6 protein-coding genes are annotated in these 5,232 nt (G+C 71.0%); all 6 read right to left on the bottom strand.

Annotation, left to right across the window (positions count from 1 at the left end; all coding sequences use genetic code 11):
- Positions 1-12: 12 nt before the first annotated feature.
- The 6 genes from ACWCSD_RS47295 to ACWCSD_RS47270 all read right to left on the bottom strand — a co-directional run bounded on the left by ACWCSD_RS47295 (position 13) and on the right by ACWCSD_RS47270 (position 5,140).
- Positions 13-765: an SDR family oxidoreductase gene (locus tag ACWCSD_RS47295; protein ID WP_397159315.1), complete on the bottom strand. Its 753-nt coding sequence runs from the start codon at positions 763-765 to the stop codon at positions 13-15.
- 207 nt (positions 766-972) lie between these two features.
- On the bottom strand, positions 973-1,662 hold the full coding sequence (locus ACWCSD_RS47290) for a sigma factor (RefSeq protein WP_397159313.1): 690 nt from the start codon (positions 1,660-1,662) through the stop codon (positions 973-975).
- Positions 1,663-1,708: 46 nt separating this feature from the next.
- Complete coding sequence (locus tag ACWCSD_RS47285) at positions 1,709-2,623, bottom strand: RNA polymerase sigma-70 factor (protein ID WP_397159312.1); 915 nt, start codon at positions 2,621-2,623, stop codon at positions 1,709-1,711.
- Between the two features lie 42 nt (positions 2,624-2,665).
- The gene (locus ACWCSD_RS47280) at positions 2,666-3,382 is read right to left on the bottom strand and encodes an alpha/beta fold hydrolase (RefSeq protein ID WP_397159311.1); all 717 of its coding nucleotides are present in this window, start codon (positions 3,380-3,382) and stop codon (positions 2,666-2,668) included.
- Between the two features lie 93 nt (positions 3,383-3,475).
- Positions 3,476-3,706: a hypothetical protein gene (locus ACWCSD_RS47275; protein ID WP_397159310.1), complete on the bottom strand. Its 231-nt coding sequence runs from the start codon at positions 3,704-3,706 to the stop codon at positions 3,476-3,478.
- Between the two features lie 120 nt (positions 3,707-3,826).
- Positions 3,827-5,140: an FAD-binding protein gene (locus tag ACWCSD_RS47270; RefSeq protein WP_449925489.1), complete on the bottom strand. Its 1,314-nt coding sequence runs from the start codon at positions 5,138-5,140 to the stop codon at positions 3,827-3,829.
- Positions 5,141-5,232 lie beyond the last annotated feature (92 nt).

Here is a 5,232-nt window from a genome sequence, read left to right as displayed (position 1 = left end):
CATCGCCCCGCCCTACTTCGCGTCGGACTGGTCGAGCCAATCCTTGTAGGTGACGGTGCCGAGCTGCGCGCCGTCGGCGGGCACCAGCGACCGCTCGCCGAGCACGCTGCCGAAGTAGCGCGCCTGCGGGTCGGTGACGACCTCGCGGGTGTCGCCCCAGGCGGCCAACGCCTTGCGGAAGAACTCGTCCATCTTGTACCGGGTCGGTCCGGCGATCTCGGTCCGGCCGTTCAGCGGCGTCCCCACCGCGGTCCTGCCGACCGCCTGGGCCACGTCGTCGCCCGCGATCGGCTGGAACAGCACCGGCGCGATGTGCACCTTGCCGTCGACGGTGCCCTCGTCGGCGATGCCGCGGGCGAACTCGAAGAACTGGGTGGAGTGCACCAGCGAGAACGGGATGCCGGACTTCTCGATCAGCTGCTCCTGGGCGATCTTCGCCGCGAAGTAGCCGTTCTCCGGCATCCGCTCGGTCCCCACGATCGACACCGCCACGTGATGGCCCACCCCGGCGGCCGCCTCGGCCGCCAGCAGGTTGCCGGTGGAGGTCTGGAAGAACTTCATGACGGCCTCGCGCTCGAACGAGGGCGAGTTCGACACGTCGATCACGACCTCGGCGCCCTTCAGCACCTCGGCCAGGCCCTCCCCGGTCAGCGTGTCGACGCCGGTGTTCGGCGACGCGGCCACGGCCTCGTGGCCGTGCTCGCCCAGCTTTCTCACCAGCTTCGACCCGATGAGCCCGGTCCCGCCGATCACCACGATTTTCATTGCTGGCACCCTTCTGGCTTTCCGGGCGCTGTGGTGCGCCCCTGTCGTCAGCTAAGACAAGGCAGCCCCCCTCGGTTGTGACAGGCGGCCTCGTGTTCGAGGAGAAGCGTGCTGATCCCGCGCCGCCTGGACCAGGGCGAGAGCACGCGGACCAGGCTCGACCCGAAGAAGTACCCGGGGAGATCTGGTCGTGCACCGGTATGCCGTTCAGTGCCAATGCTGGAGTTTGTCGGGGTTCAGGATGATCCACACCGCCGTGACCTCGGCTCCGGCCACGCTCACGCTGACCACCGCCACAGCCTTGCCCGCCCGCCGCAGCACGAGCCCCGTCCTGCCGTTCACCGATCCGATGGCCGGCTCGGTTCCTGGCTGGTCGATCAGCAACGCCGTGACGACCCGCGCGACCGCGTCCGCACCGTGGGTCGGCCGTACGGCGACGCGCACCTTGCCGCCGCCATCGCTGACGACGATCGCGTCGGCGGCCAGGACCTCCCGCAGCGCCTCGGTGTCGCCCGCCTGGCAGGCCGCGGCGAACCGGCGGGCCACCCGCTCGTGCCCAGCGCGCATCTCCGGGCCGTCCCCGGCCTGGCGCGAGGCCGGGTACGGCACGGGCTGGGCCCGCGTCACCCGGCCGCCGGGCACGTGGTCAGGGTCAGGGTCGGGGTCGGGGTCGGCGACGAGCTCCAGGCAGATGCTTCCCGCTGTCCGCGTCAGCCAGGCGCGCGGCACCGCGATGGCGGCGCGCTCCTCCTCGTCGAGGGCGTACCAGCGGCGATAGGTCTCCTGGACGACGTGGTCGGCCGTGGTGTCCGAGCCGAACATGGACAGAGCGATCCCGAGCAGGTGCTGCCGTTCGTCGAGCATCTCCGCCAGCGACTCGGCGCCCGCCTCGGTCATGGTCTGCCGCCTCCTTCATCGTTGGCAGATAAGACCGGACAGCCCGTTACGTTGTGACAGAGCGGCTGCGAGACCGCTCGAAGGCCTCGATCTTGGCCGGGTTGAGGATCCACAACAGGTGGTGGATCCCCTCCTTGGAGGCCTCCATGGCGAGCAGGGCGACGCCGGTGCCGTCCCGGGTGACGAGCACGCCTGGCAGCCCGTTCATCTCGACCCACGTGACGGCGGTGCCCGGCCAGAACCGCGGCGAGAACGCGGCCACGAACCTGGCCACCCGCTCGTTGCCCAGCACGGGGAACCTGGCCGATCCCCTGATGCCGTCGCCGTCGGAGGAGCTGACGACGTCGGCGGCGAAGAGCTTCTCCAGGGCGCCGACGTTTCCCGTCCGGGCGGCGTCGAGGAACGTCTCCAGGAGGCGCCGGTGCTGGAGCCTGTCGACGGGCTCGTGGCGGACGGCGGTCACGCGCCTGCGGGCGCGGCTTACGATCTGCCGGACGTTGACCGGGGTGAGCCGCAGGATCTCCGCTATCTGCGGATAGGGGTAGTCGAATGCCTCGCGCAGGACGTAGGCGGCGCGCTCGGTGGGATTGAGCCTCTCCAGCAGGAGCAGAAGGGCCAGCTCCAGCGCTTCGCCGCGTTCGGCGCCGACAGTGGGGTCAAGACTGGTGTCCACGGGTTCCGGCAGCCAGGGGCCGATGTAGGACTCCCGCCGCACGCGCGCCGACTGCGCCAGGTTGATGGCCAGCCGGGTGGTGACCAGCGCCAGGAAGGCCGGCGGGTTCTGGATGGTCTCGCGGTCGGTGTCCTGCCAGCGCAGCCACACCTCCTGGACGATGTCCTCGGCCTCGGCCGCGCTGCCCAGCATCCGGTAGGCGATGCCGAACAGCCGCGGGCGCAGCTCGATGAAGGCGGACGCCGCCCGATCGAGAGCGTCCGCCTGTTCCAGGGATTCCGTGTTCATGTGCCCCACATCGATTCGCCCGTCGGCCTGAACAGGGGTTCGTCAGCCTCGCGCGTGGTCCGCGGCGTCGAGGATAGTCGCTGTCACGGCGTCGGGCTGGGAGGCCGCGAGCGCGTGGGAGGCGCCGGCGACCTCGCGGGTGCCGCGCGAGTCCGCGCGCTCGGCCATGAAGCGCAGTGCGGCGGCCGGGATGTTGAGGTCCTTGTCACCGTGGACGAACCAGGACGGGACGGTGCGCCAGGGCGCCTCGTCGACGGCGAGCCCGTCGGACAGGGCGCGCTCGGTCACCGGCCGCTGGGTCGCGGCCATCAGCGCGGCCTCCTCGCTGTCGAGGTCGGCACAGAACTGGCGGTGGAACTTGGCGGGGTCGATGCGGAACTCGTCGCCGCCGGAGGCCACCGGGTAGGCCTGCAGCGCCTGGCCGAGCGTGCTGCCCTCGAACTTGCTCGACAGCAGCAGCGCGCTCTCGCCCGGCTCGGGGGCGAAGGCGGCGACGTAGACCAGGGCACGCACGGCCGGGTTGCCCGCCGCCGCCTGACTGATCACCATGCCGCCGTAGGAATGGCCGACCAGGACGACGGGGCCGCCGATGCCGTCGATCACGTCCCGCAGGTAGGTGGCGTCGCCCTCCACGCCGCGCAGCGGGTTGGCCACGGCGACCGCGGTGAGCTCGTTGCCACGCAGGCGGCGGATGACGCGGTTCCAACTGGCCGACTCGGCGAAGGCGCCGTGGACGAGGAGAACGACTGGCTGGTTCATGGGATTGCCTCTCTGGTTGTTCACTCGTGAAAGCCGATCTCGCGATGGGTGCCGTCGCAGAGCGGTTCGTTGCCGAGCGTGCCGATCCGCGGCTCAGGCAACGTCGTCACCCGGCCGCCGGCCGTCCTCCAGCACCTCGACCGCGTCGCGCAGCCCCCGCAGAGCGATCTTCTCGCGCTCGACGTCCGTCGGGTCGTACAGCCACTCGGTGACCGGCTGCCCCACCTCGTCCTCCGGATGGCTGGCCTCGGCGATGATCAGCTCCTCCTCGATCTCGACGTGGAGCTCGTACAGGAACTCGTTCTCACCGTTCGGGGTGCTCATGTCTCCTCCAAGGGATCTGCAGTCGGCCGGCGATCTGGCCTCAGACCGCCGGCTCCCGCGCCCATGTGGTCCGATCGCCAGCTAAGACAGGGCAGCCTCGGCATTTGTGACAAGATCCGGCTATTCAGCGAGCTTTCCCACGGTTGAGACGTCGCGCATGAGCGCCGCGATCTCGGCGGGAATCGGCGGGATGCTCTCCCGCTCCACCGATCCGGGGCCGGACCACACGAGGTTGACCTGCAGTGCGGGGTCGAGTTCCGGGTAGTCGGAGCGGTTGTGGCAGCCGCGGGTCTCGCGGCGCTCGATCGCGGTTTCGATGGTCGCGCGCGCGGCGAGCGCGGCGGACTTCAGGTCGAAGGCGTGGGCCAGGTCCTGGAAGCCGGCGATGTCCGGGTGCACGCCCATCCCGCTGATGCGCGCCTCGACCGCGTCCAGTTCGGCGAGGCCCTTTCGCAGGCCGCCCTCGTCGCGTACCACTCCGGCGTGCTCCGTCATGATGTCGCGCAGCGCTCGCTGCAGCGAGCGCACGTTCTCCGGGCCGTCGGCGGACAGGAGCTCGTCCACTTCCTGCCGCGCCGCGGCGAGCGCCTCGGCGGAGCGGCGCTGCGCGCCGAGACCCGCGGAGTACTCCGCCGCCGCCCGGCCGACGATGCGGCCGAGGACGAGGAGCTCGATGAGGGAGTTGCCGCCCAGGCGGTTGGCGCCGTGCAGGCCGCTGGCCGCCTCCCCGATCGCGTACAGGCCGGCGACGTCCGTGCCGTGGTCCTCTGGGCGCACCCGGACGCCGCCCATCGAGTAGTGCGCGGTCGGCGCGACCTCGATCGGCTCCTTGGTGATGTCGAGCATCTGCAGTTCCAGGAGCGTCCGGTAGACGCGCGGCAGCCGTGTCATGATCGTCTCGCGCGGCAGATGCGACACGTCCAGCCACACGCCGCCGTCCGGGGTGCCGCGACCTTCCTTGATCTCCGTGTACGCGGCCAGCGCGACCCGATCGCGCGTGGACAACTCCATCCGCTCCGGGTCATACCGGGACATGAACCGCTCGCCGAGCCGGTTGCGCAGGACCCCGCCCTCCCCCCGTGCCGCCTCGGAGACGAGCGTGCCCGCCGCGTTCTCCGGCGCGATGAGACCGGAGGGGTGGAACTGCACCAGCTCGGGGTCGCGGAGGCGGCAGCCGGCCAGGACGGCCAGGCGGAAGGAGTCGCCGGTGTTCTCGTCGCGCCGGGAGGAGGTGCGCCGCCAGATCCTGGTGTGGCCGCCCGCGGCCAGGATCACCGCATCGGCATGGATGACGTAGCGGCTGCCGTCGGTCAGGTCGAACCCGTACGCGCCGAAGACCGCGTTGTCGCGCACGAGAATCCGCGTGACGTACACCGTGTCGAGGACGCGGACGTCGAGCTGGGCCGCCCGGTTGATCAGCGTGCGCTGGATCACGACCGGAAACCACAAGCTACGGGTGGCCCTGCTGCGCGCCCCTGGCCCGCCGTCTCCACGGCCGCTCGCGGACTGGAGACCGAGGAGCGGCT

This window comes from Nonomuraea sp. NPDC001684 (genome assembly GCF_053596515.1).
The sequence above is the reverse complement of the archived record's forward strand: the minus strand, read 5'-3'. Positions and strand labels throughout refer to the sequence as shown.